The organism is Halocynthiibacter sp. C4, assembly GCF_028823805.1.
Classification (GTDB): domain Bacteria; phylum Pseudomonadota; class Alphaproteobacteria; order Rhodobacterales; family Rhodobacteraceae; genus Falsihalocynthiibacter; species Falsihalocynthiibacter halioticoli.
The window spans coordinates 332,128-348,894 of record NZ_JAPEIE010000001.1 but is presented as its reverse complement, the minus strand read 5'-3'; the positions used below and the strand labels follow the sequence as shown (position 1 = coordinate 348,894).

Sequence of the window (16,767 nt, the reverse complement as noted above, 5' to 3'; positions counted from 1 at the left end):
GTGCCGATATTCGATCATCAGGGCCTTGAGGTTCATTGGCAAGAGGACGGTTCGCCAACCGGTGAACCCATAGTATTTGCGCACGCTTTAGGCACCAATCTGCGGGTTTGGGACGCAGTTTTCGCCGCCTGCCCCGAACTCAGCGCCTATCGTCTGATCCGCTATGACATCCGAGGGCACGGAAAAAGCTCCACTCCGCCACCGCCCTACACGATGGGGGCTTTGATCGGCGAGGCCGAAGCGCTTATCGAGCACCTCGGAATAAAAGATTGTGTATTTGTAGGCGCGCATCTTGGAGGGCAAATTGCTCAGGGCCTTGCTGTAAAACGCCTCGACCAGATCCGCGCTTTGGTTCTTGTCAACACGGCTGCCAAGATCGGCATTAAAACCAAGTGGGATGCTCAACTTGAAGCGCTCCAGAAAAACGGAATGCAAGCAGCAGAGAGTGCGGCCAAACGTTGGTTTAGCCGCGCCAATCAAAACCCACCTGAAGCGGAGCATTGGCGAACAGTATTGCTCCAGAACTCGCTCGATGGATACATCGGTTGCTGCCATGCAATGAGTGGCACAGATTTCTTCACACCAGTATCTGGGCTTCGACTTTCTACGCTTGGGCTATCGGCCTACAACGACACGCTCATTCCGCCCGACCTTATGCGCGATACTGTTGAACTCATTCACGGTGCGGATTTTCAGATCATGCCACGTGCAGCCCATCTGTCCATGATTGAACAACCCGTGGATTTCGGGGAACGACTTACTGACTTTCTTAAAAAGATAGGGCACGGTAGCTGCTCCTGCGACGATGATTGCACGGGCCACTAAAAACAACGCATTTCAGAAAGTACGCTCACAGTGAAATCCAGATTGCCGATCTTTTTTATTCTGGTCACGCTCGTGATCGACGCGATCGGCTTTGGGTTGATCATGCCAATGATGCCCGCGTTGATCCGCGACGTAAGTGGCGCCGATCTTGCCCATGCTGCGATTTGGGGCGGCGTGCTGGCCACGGTTTTTGGCCTTATGCAATTCTTGTTCTCCCCGCTTTTAGGGAACCTTTCTGACAGGTTCGGGCGCAAAGTTGTGTTGCTCACATCGCTTGCGATCCTCGCTGTCGATTACCTCATTATGGCGGTCGCGGGCAGCATCTGGCTCTTGTTTCTTGGTCGAATAATCGGAGGGATCACATCGGCCTCGCATTCCACGGCCAATGCCTATGTCGCCGATATATCCGCGCCGGAAGACAAGGCCGCAAACTTCGGCATGGTTGGCGCAGCATTCGGGTTTGGGTTTGTGTTTGGCCCATCTTTGGGTGGGTTGCTTTCAACCTTTGGCCCTCGCGTGCCGTTCTACGTTGCCGCCGCACTTGCAGGGGCTAACTTTTTCTTTGGCCTGTTTGTATTGCCAGAAACGGTTACAGACAAAATCCGCCGTCCGTTCGAATGGCGTCGCGCAAACCCTCTGGGTGCCTTCAAGGCAATCGGGAAGTTACCAGGCCTGCAAGGGCTCATGGTAGTGTTTTTGATCTATGAAATTTCCTTCTTCGTTTACCCTTCCATCTGGGCGTATTTCACCCTTGAGAAGTTCGCATGGGATGAGCGCATGGTCGGCCTTTCTCTGACGGTTTTCGGCCTGTCTATGGCGTTCATGCAGGGCGTAGCGATCCGCCCCATTCTTAGGAAACTCGGCGAAGCGAAAACGACAATGCTAGGCATGGGGCTTAATGTTTTGTCGTTCCTTCTTCTCGCAATAGCGCCAAGCGGGTGGATGATAATTGCCCTGACGCCACTCTCTTCGCTCGGCATTATCGCAAGTCCCGCAATCATGGGGATCATGAGCCGCGCCGCATCAGACGATCAACAAGGCGAGCTCCAAGGTCTGACCACCTCACTCGCTGCACTTGGTATGCTCATGTCACCGATTGTCATGACGCAGACATTTTTCTTTTTCAGTCACGAAGGTGCATCGCCATATTTTCCCGGCGCACCTTTTCTTTTCGCGGCCGTTCTGATGGCCGCAGCGATGATTTTGTTCGCCGCGACACAGCCAAAAACGAGCGTCGCGGCAGAATAACGATCAGTTCTGGCAGCGGTATTATTTCATTAACGTCGAAAATTCGCCTAAAAGGGTAGATAGAAATTCATTAGTTTATCTTTTTAGCAGGCTGTGATGACCGCAGATTTTCAAAACTCGGTTCGTGAACGGATCGCCCAGAAGAAGTCGGATATTTGTAATCGATGGCTTCTGACCGCGGCATTCCTTACGGTCATTGTGTCACCCATCATTATTTACAGAGACGTTACGGTTACCGATGGGCTACGAACCTCTACTCTCCTGACGGTTTGCGCATTGGCTCTTATGCTTGGGATAACGTTTTTCCGAAGCAAACTACCACTTTGGGTACGGGCTGTTGCTCCGATTATGCTGCTTGTTCCGCTATCGGCCTATGGGGTTTCCTATTTCGGCATGACGGCAGCTGGCTTTTATTTTCTGTTGATTGCGCCGACATTGCTGTTGGTGTGCTACGGTTTCTGGTCGGCTCTCGTTCTTCTTGTCTTAACCAGTAGTTTCGTGATCGGGTTCGCAATTTTTACCGTGAAGACGGGATTGATCCGATTTGGCGATCCTGCGGCCTATATCGTGGAGCCGGCAAGCTGGGCGAACTACGTTGCGATATTCATCGCTTCGTCCTCAGCAATGCTTGCCACTGTCCATGTATTGAATAAGTTCTTCACTGAAGCGCTAGAACAACAGGCTGCTGAATCCGAGAAAGTAGCCAATTCCGAGCGTGAAACCCGTTCGATACTCGACCAACTTGTCGAACCCTTTTTTCGCGTTGATACACGCGGCGTGTTGGTTAAGGTTTCTCCGTCAATCGAGAAACTTCTTAACATTCCGCCTCAACAAATAATCGGACAACCACTCGGAAACTTTTCTCCTGATCCTGACGGGATTGGCCAATTTCTCCAGTCGGTATTGGACACCGTTGGTAAGTCGGAAATGGAGATTACACTTCGCCGAAATGACGACACGCTCCGAACGATTGTAATGCGTGCGCAGCCTTGGCGCGGGCCAAACGAGCAGACGCTGGGAGTTGAAGGCGTTCTCGTTGATATTACGGAACGCCGCGCCGCTCAGAAAGCGATTTACCATAGTCGAAAGGTTGCGGCGTCAGGGCTGATGGCGGCAGGAATTTCACATGATTTTAACAACAATCTCGGTGTGATTTCAGGATGCTTGTCATCAATGGAACCCTATGTCGAAGACAACAAAGACCTCAAGAACCTCGTCGATCTCGCGCAACGCGCAAGCGCCAAAGCGTCACAACTCTCCACACGCCTTCACCAGATTTCCATCAAAACCACCTATGATACAGAACCGCACGACATCGATGTTATTATCCAAGAGTTCGCGCCGATTTTGTTCCGTGTTTTGCCAACCGATATCAAACTGAACACTAAGATCGGAGAAGGCCAAAAACTCGCCGAGATCAACCGCTCCGAGCTTGAAGACGTTATCTTTAATCTTGTCGGCAATGCGCGGGACGCTGTGGTCGGTGGTGGTGAAATTACAATCGAGACCCAGATTGTTACCCTCGATCCTGACACCCTTGAAAACTTACCCGGCCACCTCAATGCAGGGCAATATCTCCGCATTGTTGTCGAAGACACGGGCAAAGGTGTGTCACTCAAGGATGCCGCGCGTATGTTTGATCCATTTTATTCAACAAAGCCCGAAGGCCACGGAAGCGGCCTTGGGTTAAGCATGGTTCGAAGTTTCGCCGAGCGCGCGGGTGGTGCAATTATCCTTGCGAACCCTGGCGAGGAAGGAGCGCGGCTGGAATTATATCTCCCCGCGCTATCTTCTGCTTAGGATTTTCGTTGAAACGCAATCATAGTCAGCGCCAAGAGGCTTGAGCCAAGCATAAGCAAAAGCGACACCGCGTTGAGCACCGGAGTGGAGCCCTCTTTCAACCGATCAAACATCTCGATCGTGAGCGGCGCGTCAGAACCGACAAGCATCAGGGTCGTGTTAAAGTTTTCAAAGCTCATCAAAAACGCGACCAATACAGCACCCAAAATCGCTGGACGAAGATAGGGCAGCGTGATTGTCCGCACCGCTGTAAGCCTTGTTGCCCCAAGATTTAGCGCGGCCTCTTCGAGAGACGTGTCAAACTTCTTGAGCCGCGCGGCAATCACCAGTGTTGCAATCGTTGTGATGAAACTGAACTGCCCGAGTATCACCAGCACCAAGCCGGGCCGAAGCGCTTCGATATCATAGTTCAGGCTATCCTCGACGCCGTTTGCGACGGTCGAGGAGAATACCAAGATCGAGATACCCAGAACGATGCCAGGTATAACCAGCGGCAATAGCATCAGAACATAGAGCACCGATTTGAACTGGAATTCATAACGGTTGAACAGGAACGCATTGCAGGTTCCAACGCCGACGGAGAGCGCAGCAACCGACACCGCAACGAGTGCAGACGTGCCGATAGATTCGAGGATCGACTTTTCATAGAAAACTCCGCGCTGCGGTTGTTCAGGCGAAAAGAACCAATCGAGAGTGAAACCATTCCACGGCAAAGAGGGGAACAAGCTGTCATTGAACGCAAAAAGCGACACAACAAGCAGCGGCAGCGCGAGATAAACGAAAAACAGCGCAACATAGGCGCCGTAAATCAGCGAGAATGCGCGGGGTTGTTTGATTGTTGGTATCATCGTTTACCCCATCGTCTTTTCAAGCGTCTGGCCGGAGAGCTTGAGAGCGCCCCAGACAATCAGAGATGAAAGCCCTAGAAGCAGGAAGCCAAAGGCCGCCCCCAGCTCCCAATTAAAGCGGACGATAAACTGGCTATAGATCATTTCAGTGAACCAAAGGCTATCTTTGCCCCCAAGCATAATCGGCGTCAGGTAATTCCCAAGCGAGAGCATGAAGACCACGATAGAGCCGGAAACAATTCCGGGCATTGCGTGAGGTATTATGATTTCGCGCAGGACGTTATAGCCGTTTCCGCCAAGGTCATAGCCCGCTTCTATCATGGAATCGTCGAGACTTTCGAGCGTCGTCACAAGCGGAACAACCATGAACAGCATGGACGTATAAATCAATCCGACCATCATCGCCGCATCATTGTAAAGGAACTCAACAGGCCCGCTTACAATCCCCGACCATTGAAGGAAGTTTGAAAATATCCCCGTTTCGCGCAGCAAGATCATCCACCCGAAGGTCCGCACCAGTTCCGAAACCCAGAACGGCACCAAACACATCAGGAACAGAACAGACTGAAGCCGCCCACGCGCGATTTTTGCGATGTAATAGCTGATCGGGAATGCGATCAATAGCGTCAATACCGTTGCAACGATCGACATGAATGCCGTCCGTAGGAAAGTGCGCAAATAGAGAGGTTCGCTAAAGAACGTCATGTAATTGGCGAAGCTGGTTTGATACTGACGCACGCCAATTTTTTCCTGAAGTGACAGGATAAAGAGATCAATATGCGGGATGATGATCAGCAAGCTTAGCCAAAGCACAAGCGGACTCGCCAGAAGGATAAACCCGAGTTTTCCGTGCGCGCCCATCAGTTTGCCTCAAAGCACAAGGATTGGGATGCGCCCCAGCCGATAGCAAGCGCATCGCCCCGCTGAAGCCCGTTGAACTCTCCTGACTGCGGCAAGGCAACGTCAATCGTTCCACCGCCCTCGACTCTGAGAAGCACGCGAGAGTTCGCACCATTGAACAGCACGTTTTCAACATTTCCGACGAAGCTGTTTGCGTGTTCACCAATGCCATTTACCGAGTGCGCCACCCGAATTGCCTCTGGTCGCACGAATGCCTCGACTGTGGCGCCGCTTTGTACGGTGCCCCTAGCGGTGCCGATGATCGAAACGCCTGTTTCCGTTACCAGTTTAACCTGATCGCCGGACACGCTCTCGACCCGACCCTTCCATCGGTTGCTATCCCCAACAAACCCAGCAACGAACGGCGTTTGTGGCGCGTAATAGAGATTTGCGGCGGTGTCGAGTTGCTCGAAACGGCCTGCATTCATCACTGCCACCTGATCACTCATTACAAGGGCTTCGGACTGGTCATGGGTGATGTAAACGAATGTCGTATCAAACGCGGCCTGAAGCGACTTGAGTTCAACTTTCATATGCTCCCGCAGCTTGAGATCAAGCGCACCTAGCGGCTCATCCAGCAAAAGAACGTCCGGCTCCAGCACCATACACCGCGCAATTGCCACACGTTGCTTCTGCCCACCAGAAAGCTGCTCCACACGGCGATTCCCAATACCCGGGAGCCCGACACGTTCCAACGCATCGGCAACCTTTGCATCGATCAGTTTTTTGTCCAACCCTTGCCGCCGCAATCCATACCCGATGTTGTCGGCGATGTTCATCATTGGGAACAACGCAAGATGTTGGAACACCATATTTACAGGTCGTTTGTTCGGCACGGTATCCAAAACAGATTTGCCTTTGATCTGGATGTCACCGGATGTGGGATCAAGGAAGCCGGCGATCATCCGCATGATCGTGGTTTTGCCGCATCCCGATGGGCCGAGGATCGAAAAGAACGACCCTCGCGGCACCGAGAATGAAACATCATCCACAGCAAGAGTCTCATCAAAACGCTTCGTGAGGTTGATGCAATCAAGGTCGTTTACAGCAGTCATTCGAATATTCCAGAAAAGAGAAAACGGCGCGCAGGATTACCCTGCGCGCCGCAATATTATTTGCGATTAGTTAGATGCTTTTACGCGATCAAGCGCGGCGCCTTCCATTTCTTCAAGACCAGCCGGCACTGTTGGATACCAGTTGATGTTGTCGATGGCTTCTGGTGGGAAGCTGGCTTGGAAACGCGCTTTAAGAGCGTCGTCTGCGTAGGCGTCCGCACCGAGAGAAGCTGTAAAGTTGCCCGCTTCGGCAGTAATCATCGCAGCGATTTCCGGCTGCATCACAAAGTTGATCCACTTGTAGGCCGCATCCTCGGCTTTGGTCTTGCGTGGAAGGGCGAATGTATCAATCCAGCCCAGCGCACCGGATGTTGGCGCAACAAAAGTGATGTTCTCGTCTTCGGAGTTCAGCTTCCATCCGCCTGTATCCCAAGCCATAGACGCCACAACCTCGCCAGAGCGCAGAAGCCCCATCAACTCGTCGCCACCGCTCCAATACGCTTTGACGTTGCCCTTACAAGAGATCAGCTTCTCTTCGACGGCGTCGATGATTTTCTTGTATTCTTCTGCGTCGCTATAAGCAGCAAACGGGTCAAGGCCCATGGAGAACGCAAATCCAATCAGTGTTGGACGTTTCAGACGGTAAGATACCTTGCCCGCGTAAGCTTCGTTACACAGATCAGTGTAATCCTTCACGTCGCCTGCCATTGCGGTATTCACGACAAGGCCCGATGTACCCCATACATGCGGCACGCCATAAACATCTTCGCCAAGCATTGTGTTGGATTTAGTCGCTTCAAGCATGGACGTAATAAAGAGCGACGTGTCAATCTTGGACAAATCGATTGGCTTATAAATTTCGAATTCTTCCTGAGCACCGGCGATCCGGTCCTGCGAAGGTTGTGCGAGGTCAAAACCGCCGCCGCCTGTTGCGCGGAGCTTTGCGACCATTTCTTCGTTATTGGATTTCGTGACTTCAACTTCGATGCCAGTTTCAGCGGTGAACTTTTCCACCACAGCGTCTGGTGCGTATCCGCCCCAAGTCAAAAGGCGCAGCGTTTCGGCATTTGCTACCGTTGTTGATGCTGCAATCAAAGTAATCGCAGCGATTCCTTTAGTGATTGTCATTTTGTTCTCTCCTTGTCGGTTGTGAATCGAGCCTAGGCTATTTTAGACCATTCAGTAAAGAATGGATTTGTTCAGAATGAACGGCCTCGGAAAAAAGCTTTCAGAAGGCTTGCCCCGCTCATGCTTGGCAATTGTAACAGGCGGATGTCATTCAACGGTTTAATCAAAAAATTTGTCGGCAAATTGCGCAACGCAGCGAGCATTGCGAGGGCCATATCGGCAAAGACGCTTGGACGGGATAACTTTACCGTGCTAGGCAAACCCAATACCAATCCGGAAGCCATTTTATGCAGCCCTATCTTCAGAAACTGGTCCTCGCTTTCCTCTTCACATTGATGGTGTTTACGACGGTACCAAAGCTTGATCTCTGGGCAACCGGATTATTCTACGTCGAAGGCGTCGGATTTCCTGCTGCGCAAAACGAGTTTGTTGTTCAACTCCGCTTTCTCATGATGCGCTTTATGCTTTTACTCCCGATTATCGCGCTCGTGATGCTGGTTGTGAACATCTGGAAGCGTGGGTTTGGCGGCATTCCGGCAATCGTTTGGGGTAAAATCCTAACGCTCTTTCTATTAGGGCCGGGCCTTTTGGTTAATGGTATACTCAAAGAATATTGGGGGCGTGCCCGTCCAGAGAAAACGCAGTTTTTCGGTGGCAGCGCCGAGTTCACGCCGCCTTTTCAGATAACTGATCAATGCAGCCACAACTGTTCATTCGTTTCTGGCGAGGCATCAGGTGCAACAGCGGTTGCGATTTCGCTGTTCGCGCTGTCTTACTGCTTCAAAAATGAAATTCTCGCCAAAGCTACGCGTGTTTTTGCGATTGCATTTGCGGTCGTCGCGTCAAGCTTTCGCGTCATCATGGGCAGGCATTTTCTATCAGACACGATCTTCGCGATATTGATGGTCCTGTTGATCTCTTACGCGATCAACGCGGTGTTTAGTCGTATCTGGCCGCCCAAAGCTTCTGGCGCTAGCTCGGCGCGACAACACCTTTCTTAAGTATTAGATTCCCATAAATCCGAAGCTCGCCCGTTTGGACGATTGCGTAAGCTTTCTTGGCTTCCTCATAAAAGGCAAACCGCTCTACACTTTCTATCTGGGCCGGGAAGTCTGCTGTCTTATTGATGATCTCTTGATACTCCTGAACCACAGGCGGAATCTCATCTGGCTTGCCCACAATTTGCATGGAGCGCGCTGGATCATCAACGAAATTATCAAGAGGCATAATGCTCAAGACAGCCTCGACGACATCCGGCGCCGCAACGCCATCAAGTCGCACAAGCCGATCAGTGCTGGAGTCACTTGGAAAGTTGGCATCAGCGATCACAATTTCATCGCCGTGGCCCATACTGGCCAAGATATACAACAGATCGGGCGAGAGGATCGGATTTAGATTTCTGAGCATTTGCGAACCTTTGCTATGATTTACCCTACGGTAATCAGAGCCACTCGCAAGTCCAGCAAAATTACTTTGTTAGGATCAGTTTTCCCGCGCGCGTAATCCGCAAATGGTAAACCGCTCCATCAAGAACGAGGTTAGCCTGCCCGTGTGTACGCGTGAGGCTGCGAACATCGTAAGCAGGTATATCAAGTTCAACTTTTGTGGCTTCAATATTTTGATCAATTTCAACTCTGGCGTTCATATCAATTCTCCTGATGCTCCTCATTTCTTAGTTTTTTAGTCAGGATTCGTCAACAGCTTTATCCCTTGCGCCTGAACCAAACATAGAAGTATGTTTTATTGGCAAAATTGAGCGGTAGTTTGCAATTTAAGGGGCTTGCAACCTCCCGCGTGATTTTAATCCAAAAAACTGTCGGAAACGACCTCGTTCAAACGCAGGAACACACATGAAACTTCGCTCACAAAAATGGTTTGATAACCCGGAAAATCCCGGAATGACCGCCCTTTACATCGAACGTTATCTAAACTTCGGGATCACTCGAGAAGAACTCCAATCCGGCAAGCCGATCATCGGTATTGCGCAAACCGGTAGCGATCTTTCGCCGTGCAACCGTCATCATGTTGAGCTTGCGAAACGCGTGCGCGACGGAATTGTAAGCCAAGGCGGAATTTGCTTCGAATTTCCCGTGCACCCGATTCAGGAAACCGGACGCCGCCCGACTGCGGCGCTTGATCGCAACCTCGCCTATCTCGGACTCGTAGAGGTTCTGCACGGCTATCCGCTTGATGGTGTTGTCCTGACAATCGGCTGTGACAAAACCACGCCTGCGCTTCTTATGGCCGCGGCAACGGTGAATATTCCTTCGATCGCACTTTCAGTTGGCCCGATGCTCAACGGTTGGCACAAGGGCAATCGCGCCGGTTCCGGTACAGTGATTTGGGATGCGCGGCAAGACCTCGCCACTGGCGAGATTGATTATAAAGAATTCATGGATATCGCCTCGGCCTCCGCCCCGTCGGTTGGCTATTGCAACACCATGGGTACGGCCAGCACCATGAACTCTCTTGCTGAGGCATTAGGTATGCAGCTTCCTGGTTCGGCAGCAATTCCGGCGCCTTATCGTGAGCGCGGTCAGATTTCTTATGAAACCGGCAAGCGCATCGTGGATCTCGTACGCGATGATGTGAAGCCCAGCGATATTATGACTCGCGAAGCGTTTGAGAACGCAATAGTCGTGAACTCGGCCATCGGCGGATCAACCAACGCCCCGATCCACCTCAACGCAGTTGCGGCCCATCTTGGCATCGAACTCACCAACGCGGACTGGCAGAAGCATGGTCATTCAACGCCACTGCTTTGTAACGTCCAGCCTGCGGGCAAATACTTGGGCGAAGACTTCCATCGCGCCGGTGGTGTTCCTGGCGTTTTCTCGGAGTTGCTTAAAGCAGGTGTCCTGCCTCATCCTGATGCACGCTCCGTTGGTGGCACAACCGTGGGCGAAGCATACGCCAACTCCGAAGTTAGCAATCATGATGTGATCTATCCTTACGACAAACCACTCAAGCCAGCGGCTGGTTTTGTTGAGCTTTCGGGTAATCTCTTTGACAGCGCGATTATGAAAACAAGTGTAATTTCCGAGCATTTCCGTGAGCGGTATCTGTCAAACCCAGATGACATGAATGCCTTTGAAGGGCGCGCCATCGTGTTTGACGGACCGGAGGATTACCACGACCGTCTCGACGATCCGGCGCTGAAGATCGACGATAGCTGCATTCTTGTGATCCGCGGCGCGGGGCCAATCGGCCATCCAGGTGGTGCGGAAGTTGTGAACATGCAGCCGCCTACCGCGCTCATCAAGCAAGGCGTGAGTGAGCTGCCTTGCATCGGCGACGGGCGGCAATCGGGCACTTCCGGCTCGCCGTCGATCTTGAACGCGGCCCCAGAAGCGGCGGCTATGGGTGGGCTTGCTCTTGTTCAAACCGGAGACATGTTGCGCATCGACCTGAACAAAGGTTCGGCAGACATCCTGATCAGCGAAGAAGAACTCGCGACCCGACGCTCAGACCTAGAGGCTAAGGGCGGATACCCCTACCCCGCGCACCAAACACCGTGGCAGGAAATTCAGCGAGGCATGGTTGACCAGTTCGACAAAGGTATGGTGCTTAAACCGGCCACCAAATACCGGAACGTGGGTGACATCGACAAGCTCGCCCGCGACAACCACTAATCACAATAAGAAACGCCCCCAAGAAACCTTGGGGGCGCTTTCGTTTTAGAGGCTCTCAACCGTTTGTTTCTGCGAGCCGAGGTTCTCGATACCAAGCTCAACAGTATCGCCAACTTTCAGGTACTTCGGCGGGTTCATCCCCATGCCAACACCTGGAGGCGTACCTGTACAAATCAGGTCTCCTTCTTCGAGCTTCATAAAGCTGCTCATGTAGGAAACGATTGTTTTCACATCGAAAATCATTGTGGAGGTTGTGCCGGTTTGCATCCGCTCGCCATTCACATCAAGCCACATATCAAGATTCTGGACTTCAAGCTCATCAAGCGTCACAAGCCATGGACCTGTTGGGCAGAAGTTCGGGAAGCTTTTACCCTTCATCCACTGGCCGCCACGGTCAATCTGCCACGAACGCTCTGAAACGTCGTTCACAACTGTAACACCGGCTACGTAGTCAAGCGCGTCTTCCGGGGCCACGCCAAAAGCAGTCTTGCCGATAACGATGCCAAGCTCGACTTCCCAATCAAGCTTGGTCATGTGATCCGCATAATAGAGCGGCGCGTTTGGGCCACAGAATGTAGACGCGGATTTGTTGAACAGGATGGGTTCTTCCGGAACAGGCAACCCAGATTCTTTTGCGTGATCTGTATAGTTCAAGCCAACGCAGTAGATGTTTTTTGGCTGACTGATCGGGGTCCCGATACGCTGATCACCTTCGTAAAGTGGGAACTCAGCCAGATCGAGACCTTTCAGGGTATCGGCGACACCTTCAAGTGTTTGCGGGCCAAAATCCTTCACAACAGACGATACATCGCGCGCTTTTCCGTCCGCATCCAATACACAAGGTGTCTCCGACCCTTCGGCTCCCATTCTAAGTAGTTTCATGCAATTTCCCTCTTAACTGTTATCTTCATTTCCCCTACCGAATCCTATTGCGGCTCGGCGCTCGGCCATCTAATATGTTAGTCTGCGAGAAGTCACAAGCCTGGATGTTATGGACAACCACCGAACAGCCTCCGTTACCGAAACGATCTATGATGCGCTTTATCGGCAAATCATTGAGTTGGAACTCAAGCCCGGACACAAAATGTCTGAAGCGGAGATCGCGCGCCAGTATGATGTGAGCCGTCAGCCGGTTCGAGATGCCTTTTATCGACTGTCCAAGCAAGGTCTCCTGCTGGTGCGGCCACAGCGCGCAACCGTTGTCACGCATATCTCGGTCAGCGACATCAAGAGCGTGCAGTTCATTCGAACCGCGCTTGAGAAAGAAACCGTTCGCGCCGCTGCTGCGAAGATTGATGATATTCAAGCTGATCTATTGGAACTTATGATCACGCGGCAGGTTCAGGCGCTCTCGCGCAAGAACCTCAGCGAATTCTATCAGTGGGACGAAAACTTCCACGCGCGCATATGCGAAATTGCAGAGCGACCAGAAGTCTGGGACCTTATCACCGACGTCAAAGCACAGGCCGATCGCATCCGTTTTCTTAGCCTGAACTTCGATGCCGGAGACGCCCTCACCGACCACAACGAAATCGTAACGGCCCTACGCGCGCATGACGGTGAAGCTGCGGCGGCGGTGATCACCAATCATCTAACACGAACAGAATCCTCCCTCCCCCGCATCCTCGCAGAGCACGCGAGTTACTTTAAGGATATCACCTGAACATGACGAACAAGACTTTCCTTTCTATTGGCGAAGCAATGATCGAAATGGCCGTTGTCGGCCCAGACACCTATCGCCGCGGGTTTGCCGGAGACACGTTCAACACAGCTTGGTACCTCGCCAAACTTCTCCCCGCTGACTGGAGTGTGAAGTATTTCTCGGGTCTTGGTGTAGATGCTGCTAGCAGTGAGATGCGCGAATTCGCCAAGTCTTCGGGGATCGATATGGCGCCCGCACGCGAGGTCGCCGAAAAGACAGTGGGCCTTTACATGATCCACCTTGACGGCGGCGAACGCAGCTTTTCTTACTGGCGTTCGGATTCCGCGGCTCGGCAAATGGCGGGCGATGTGGATTACATGACCGAGAGATTCATGGAAGCGGATGTATTGTTCTTCTCAGGCATTTCTCTCGCCGTTGTGTTGCCCGAACACCGCGCAGCATTCCTTGAAGCAATTGGCAAGGCGCGCGCTGCTGGAAAAACGACAATCTTCGACCCGAACCAGCGCCTGCGCCTTTGGAAAGACCAAACAGAGATGTCAGACGCCATTTCGGATGCGGCGAAGGTTTCGGAGATCATCCTTCCGTCCTTTGACGAAGAGCAGCAGTTCTATGGTGATACTTCGCCGGAGGCGACAATCGAGCGCTATTTCGCCGCTGGTGTGAACACTGTGATCGTCAAAAATGGGCCGGGTCTTGTAACAGCGCAAACCAAGGGCGAAGCACCGATTACCGTGCAGCCGAACATCGTTGAAAACGTCGTAGACACAACTGCCGCCGGAGATAGCTTCAATGCAGGTTTCTGCGCCGCGCTCCTTCAAGGTGCAGATCTTGCGGGCGCGATTGCCAGCGGCGCAGAGCTTGCGGGAAAAGTTGTCACAAGCCACGGCGCATTGGTAAACGACGCCGTATAAACGAAAACGGGGGCAAAACTGCCCCCGTTCTTTGTTTCGTTTCTAGGGTCTTAGGCCAGCTTGACCCAAGCCGCGTTACGCGCCGACGAGCGCACGCAAGCGTCAATGAATTGCACGCCTTTAAGACCATCCTGAACAGTTGGATAGACAACCTCAGCTGGCACATCTTTCCCTTCACGGCGCGCCTGAATCGCTTCGGCCGCTTCGGAATAGATCGTTGCAAAGCCTTCAAGATACCCTTCAGGATGTCCGGGAGGGATACGGCTCACACGGCCAGCGGCCTCACCCGAACCCGCTCCGCCGCGCGTAATCAAACGCTTCGGCTCACCGAATGGAGTGTACCAGAGATAGTTCGGGTCTTCCTGACACCATTCGAGGCCACCTTTTTCACCGTAGATGCGCAACCGCAGGCCATTCTCATTGCCGACAGCAACTTGACTGCACCAAAGTGTGCCGCGCGCACCACCTTCGTAACGCATCATCACATGAGCGTTGTCATCAACCAATCGACCGGGAACAAACGCTTGAAGGTCCGCCGAAAGTGTATCGACCTCGAGGCCGGAAACGAAGCTGGCAAGGTTGAACGCATGCGTGCCAATATCACCGGTTGAACCACCCGCGCCGGATTTCTCCGGGTCTGTACGCCATGCGGCTTGCTTGTTGTCGGCGTCCGCCTCTTCGGCGAGCCAGTCTTGAACATACTCAACCTGCACCAAACGGAGTTTTCCAAGTTCACCATTCGCGATCATCTCACGCGCTTGGCGGATCATCGGATAACCCGTGTAGTTATGTGTCAGGATAAAGAGTGCATCCGATGACTCCGCCGCCTTCACCAATTTTTTAGCGTCTGGCAATGTCGAGGTCAGAGGCTTGTCACAGATCACGTGAATTCCGCGCTTTAGAAACTCGCGCGCCGCATCAAGGTGAACGTGATTTGGCGTTACGATTGCCACTGCCTCGATCCCGTTTTTCAATCGGGCCTCGCGGATCGCCATTTCCTTATAGCTGGAGTAGATACGATCCTCCGCCAACCCAAGCGCGCGACCGGACTCCAGAGCGCGTTCAGGCGTGCTCGAAAGTGCACCTGCGATCAATTCAAACTTGCCATCAATGCGCGATGCGATCCGGTGAACACCACCGATAAAGGCGTCTTTGCCACCGCCAACCATACCCAACCGGATTGGTCCGGACAGGGCTTCGTTGCGTCCTGTAATCGCCATGATTAAACCTCCAGACCAAGCATTTTGCGGTTGGCGACCTCATCGGTTCCACCATCGGCAAAGTCATCAAATGCGCGCTCGGTTACGCGAATAATGTGGTCTTTAACGAACTGCGCGCCTTCGCGTGCACCGTCCTCTGGGTGTTTCAGCGCACATTCCCACTCGACAACAGCCCAGCCATCAAAATCATTCGCGGCCATCTTCGAGAACACCGCTCCGAAATCAACCTGACCGTCGCCAAGACTGCGGAATCGGCCTGCGCGATCGACCCAGCTTTGATAACCACTGTAAACGCCTTGGCGTCCGGTTGGGTTAAACTCGGCATCCTTGACATGGAACATTTTAATCCGGTCTTTGTAGATGTCGATATTGTCGAGGTAATCAAGGCACTGAAGCACATAGTGGCTTGGATCATAGAGCATGTTACAGCGGGCGTGATTGTTTACGCGCTCAAGGAACATCTCAAATGTAACGCCATCATGCAGGTCTTCGCCTGGGTGGATTTCATAGCAAACGTCAACGCCGCACTCATCCGCATGATCAAGAATCGGCTTCCAACGCTTTGCCAACTCATCAAATGCTGTTTCAACGAGCCCTGCTGGACGCTGAGGCCAAGGGTAAACATATGGCCATGCGAGCGCACCAGAGAAGGTCGCATGTGCACCGATTCCAAGATTCTTACTCGCGGAAAGCGCCATTTTAACCTGCTCGACCGCCCATTCCTGACGCGCCTTTGGGTTACCTTGAACGTGAGGTGCTGCAAAGCCATCGAATGACGTATCGTATGCGGGATGAACTGCAACGAGCTGCCCTTGAAGGTGTGTCGAAAGTTCGGTGATCTCTACGCCGTTCTCACGGGCTTCGCCAGCAAGCGTGTCACAGTAATCTTTTGAAGTTGCAGCTTTTTCCAGATCAATGAAGCGCGCATCCCAGCTCGGAAGCTGAACACCTTTGTAGCCACAATCTGCTGCCCATTTTGTGATTGCAGACCAGGAATTGAACGGAGCGTCGTCTCCTGCGAACTGCGCGAGGAAAAGGCCGGGGCCCTTTAATGTTTTCATGAATCCCTCCCAGAATCTCAATTAGGGCGAGAAACAATACGCGCCCGAGAGGCACCGTAATCGATTACAAATGCAGAAATCAAGCAATGTAAACGGTTACTGTCTCAATTTTCGTGAGATTTGGGGGTTCGACCTATTGCGCAGCCGCAATTCTGATGTGGATACGCGCCACGTCGATGGCAGATTTTTCGGAAAGGAACCGTAGTTCAGGACTGTGTATTAACGAGCCAACCGCCTGGACCTGCGATTGTGTCTGGCAGTGCGAGCACCATAATTTCACGTACAATGTAGCACGCCATAAAGCTCAGAAGGATTTGGTCAATTGTAATGGCACTCAGGAATGACATAATAAACTCGTCCGTTTTAGCCTCGTTAAGCGGTCCGAACATTAGGACCAAGGGAAATGTCGCCCGAGAAAAAGGCAACAAAATGGCGCAATTCGACGAGCAATATGGCCATTCAGCGTTGTTTTCTTG

The 16,767-nt window shown here is 52.4% G+C and carries 16 protein-coding genes; 7 read left to right on the top strand and 9 right to left on the bottom strand.

Going from position 1 to position 16,767, the window contains the following annotated elements:
* From OU789_RS01730 to OU789_RS01720, 3 genes are all read left to right on the top strand, one after another.
* Positions 1-825, top strand: a complete 825-nt coding sequence (locus tag OU789_RS01730) for an alpha/beta fold hydrolase (RefSeq protein ID WP_274652742.1) — start codon at positions 1-3, stop codon at positions 823-825.
* 42 nt (positions 826-867) lie between these two features.
* Positions 868-2,073, top strand: coding sequence for a TCR/Tet family MFS transporter (locus tag OU789_RS01725; RefSeq protein ID WP_274652740.1), 1,206 nt, complete (start codon positions 868-870; stop codon positions 2,071-2,073).
* A gap of 96 nt (positions 2,074-2,169) precedes the next feature.
* A complete protein-coding gene (locus tag OU789_RS01720) occupies positions 2,170-3,873 on the top strand; it encodes a two-component system sensor histidine kinase NtrB (RefSeq protein WP_274652738.1) in 1,704 nt (567 codons plus the stop codon).
* On the opposite strand, the gene OU789_RS01715 is transcribed toward OU789_RS01720, so the two are convergent.
* The 4 genes from OU789_RS01715 to OU789_RS01700 all read right to left on the bottom strand — a co-directional run bounded on the left by OU789_RS01715 (position 3,870) and on the right by OU789_RS01700 (position 7,804).
* Positions 3,870-4,721, bottom strand: coding sequence for an ABC transporter permease (locus OU789_RS01715; RefSeq protein ID WP_274652736.1), 852 nt, complete (start codon positions 4,719-4,721; stop codon positions 3,870-3,872). The two genes, OU789_RS01720 and OU789_RS01715, sit on opposite strands and share 4 nt — an antisense overlap.
* Before the next feature lie 3 nt (positions 4,722-4,724).
* Positions 4,725-5,582, bottom strand: a complete 858-nt coding sequence (locus OU789_RS01710) for an ABC transporter permease (RefSeq protein WP_274652734.1) — start codon at positions 5,580-5,582, stop codon at positions 4,725-4,727.
* Complete coding sequence (locus OU789_RS01705) at positions 5,582-6,676, bottom strand: ABC transporter ATP-binding protein (RefSeq protein ID WP_274652732.1); 1,095 nt, start codon at positions 6,674-6,676, stop codon at positions 5,582-5,584. Before OU789_RS01705 ends, OU789_RS01710 begins: the two co-directional genes overlap by 1 nt.
* A 66-nt stretch (positions 6,677-6,742) precedes the next feature.
* On the bottom strand, positions 6,743-7,804 hold the full coding sequence (locus OU789_RS01700; protein ID WP_274652730.1) for an extracellular solute-binding protein: 1,062 nt from the start codon (positions 7,802-7,804) through the stop codon (positions 6,743-6,745).
* A gap of 287 nt (positions 7,805-8,091) precedes the next feature.
* On the opposite strand from OU789_RS01700, the gene OU789_RS01695 reads away from it, so the two are divergent.
* Entirely contained in the window at positions 8,092-8,805 is a 714-nt protein-coding gene (locus OU789_RS01695) for a phosphatase PAP2 family protein (protein WP_274652728.1), read from the top strand.
* Here OU789_RS01695 and OU789_RS01690 read toward each other — a convergent pair.
* Positions 8,777-9,211 (bottom strand): RbsD/FucU family protein, encoded by a 435-nt coding sequence (locus OU789_RS01690; RefSeq protein WP_274652726.1) that lies wholly within the window; start codon positions 9,209-9,211, stop codon positions 8,777-8,779. The two genes, OU789_RS01695 and OU789_RS01690, sit on opposite strands and share 29 nt — an antisense overlap.
* 61 nt (positions 9,212-9,272) lie before the next feature.
* Positions 9,273-9,449 (bottom strand): hemin uptake protein HemP, encoded by a 177-nt coding sequence (gene hemP, locus OU789_RS01685; protein WP_263954219.1) that lies wholly within the window; start codon positions 9,447-9,449, stop codon positions 9,273-9,275.
* 205 nt (positions 9,450-9,654) lie between these two features.
* Here hemP and OU789_RS01680 point away from each other — a divergent pair, with 205 nt between their 5' ends.
* Positions 9,655-11,436 (top strand): IlvD/Edd family dehydratase, encoded by a 1,782-nt coding sequence (locus OU789_RS01680; protein ID WP_274652724.1) that lies wholly within the window; start codon positions 9,655-9,657, stop codon positions 11,434-11,436.
* 45 nt (positions 11,437-11,481) lie between these two features.
* Here OU789_RS01680 and OU789_RS01675 read toward each other — a convergent pair whose 3' ends face one another.
* Entirely contained in the window at positions 11,482-12,318 is an 837-nt protein-coding gene (locus OU789_RS01675) for a fumarylacetoacetate hydrolase family protein (protein WP_274652722.1), read from the bottom strand.
* 109 nt (positions 12,319-12,427) lie between these two features.
* Between OU789_RS01675 and OU789_RS01670 the strand changes: the two genes are divergently transcribed.
* A complete protein-coding gene (locus OU789_RS01670; protein WP_263954223.1) occupies positions 12,428-13,099 on the top strand; it encodes a GntR family transcriptional regulator in 672 nt (223 codons plus the stop codon).
* Positions 13,100-13,101: 2 nt separating this feature from the next.
* Complete coding sequence (locus OU789_RS01665; RefSeq protein ID WP_274652719.1) at positions 13,102-14,010, top strand: sugar kinase; 909 nt, start codon at positions 13,102-13,104, stop codon at positions 14,008-14,010.
* Positions 14,011-14,060: 50 nt separating this feature from the next.
* Here OU789_RS01665 and OU789_RS01660 read toward each other — a convergent pair whose 3' ends face one another.
* Both OU789_RS01660 and OU789_RS01655 read right to left on the bottom strand, forming a co-directional pair.
* On the bottom strand, positions 14,061-15,230 hold the full coding sequence (locus OU789_RS01660) for a Gfo/Idh/MocA family protein (protein WP_274652717.1): 1,170 nt from the start codon (positions 15,228-15,230) through the stop codon (positions 14,061-14,063).
* A 2-nt stretch (positions 15,231-15,232) separates the two neighbouring features.
* Complete coding sequence (locus OU789_RS01655; RefSeq protein WP_274652715.1) at positions 15,233-16,291, bottom strand: sugar phosphate isomerase/epimerase family protein; 1,059 nt, start codon at positions 16,289-16,291, stop codon at positions 15,233-15,235.
* Between the last annotated feature and the right edge of the window lie 476 nt (positions 16,292-16,767).

Coding starts and splice junctions, on each gene's coding strand:
- OU789_RS01720 (WP_274652738.1), top strand. CDS start 2,170: ATGACCGCAGATTTTCAAAACTCGGTTCGTGAACGGATCGCCCAGAAG.
- OU789_RS01715 (WP_274652736.1), bottom strand. CDS start 4,721: ATGATACCAACAATCAAACAACCCCGCGCATTCTCGCTGATTTACGGC.
- OU789_RS01710 (WP_274652734.1), bottom strand. CDS start 5,582: ATGGGCGCGCACGGAAAACTCGGGTTTATCCTTCTGGCGAGTCCGCTT.
- OU789_RS01705 (WP_274652732.1), bottom strand. CDS start 6,676: ATGACTGCTGTAAACGACCTTGATTGCATCAACCTCACGAAGCGTTTT.
- OU789_RS01700 (WP_274652730.1), bottom strand. CDS start 7,804: ATGACAATCACTAAAGGAATCGCTGCGATTACTTTGATTGCAGCATCA.
- OU789_RS01695 (WP_274652728.1), top strand. CDS start 8,092: ATGCAGCCCTATCTTCAGAAACTGGTCCTCGCTTTCCTCTTCACATTG.
- OU789_RS01690 (WP_274652726.1), bottom strand. CDS start 9,211: ATGCTCAGAAATCTAAATCCGATCCTCTCGCCCGATCTGTTGTATATC.
- hemP (WP_263954219.1), bottom strand. CDS start 9,449: ATGAACGCCAGAGTTGAAATTGATCAAAATATTGAAGCCACAAAAGTT.
- OU789_RS01680 (WP_274652724.1), top strand. CDS start 9,655: ATGAAACTTCGCTCACAAAAATGGTTTGATAACCCGGAAAATCCCGGA.
- OU789_RS01675 (WP_274652722.1), bottom strand. CDS start 12,318: ATGAAACTACTTAGAATGGGAGCCGAAGGGTCGGAGACACCTTGTGTA.
- OU789_RS01670 (WP_263954223.1), top strand. CDS start 12,428: ATGGACAACCACCGAACAGCCTCCGTTACCGAAACGATCTATGATGCG.
- OU789_RS01665 (WP_274652719.1), top strand. CDS start 13,102: ATGACGAACAAGACTTTCCTTTCTATTGGCGAAGCAATGATCGAAATG.
- OU789_RS01660 (WP_274652717.1), bottom strand. CDS start 15,230: ATGGCGATTACAGGACGCAACGAAGCCCTGTCCGGACCAATCCGGTTG.
- OU789_RS01655 (WP_274652715.1), bottom strand. CDS start 16,291: ATGAAAACATTAAAGGGCCCCGGCCTTTTCCTCGCGCAGTTCGCAGGA.